We start from the raw sequence: 525 nt of genomic DNA on the forward strand, positions 1-525 counted from the left end.
ACTCACTGCGCGTACAGGCCTCCGGCCTGGATGACGACATCTCGGCGCCCTTCAACGTCGCTCCGGGTCAGTTGACGCACTTCTCGGTGTCAGGACCCGCTTCGGTCGTTTCAGGCGCTTCCGCGGTCTTCACAGCGGTTGCCCTGGATGGTTACGAGAACGAGATCTTTGATCATGCCGGGACCGCACGCGTTTTTGTAACGGACGCGAAGGCACAGGCACCCCCGCAAATCGCGTTCAATCCAAGAGGGGCGACTACATTCTCCGTGGTTTTCACCGCCGCCGGAACACAGATCGTAACGATCGCCGATCTCGAAAAGGCAAACGCTCGAGGAAGCGCGAGCATCGAAGTGACAACCGCCACCCCGACGCGTCGAAACGGCGGCGGATGTGGATCGACTGGCAACACAGACTTGGGTACACTCCTGGCGTTTGGCCTAGCAGCTCGCTGGCGTCGACGAATTCGATCTCTACGTTTCCTATGACCAATCGAACGCTGACCATTGCCCTCATATGCTGTGGCTT

The organism is Deltaproteobacteria bacterium (genome assembly GCA_005879535.1).
GTDB lineage: Bacteria > Myxococcota > Myxococcia > Myxococcales > 40CM-4-68-19 > 40CM-4-68-19.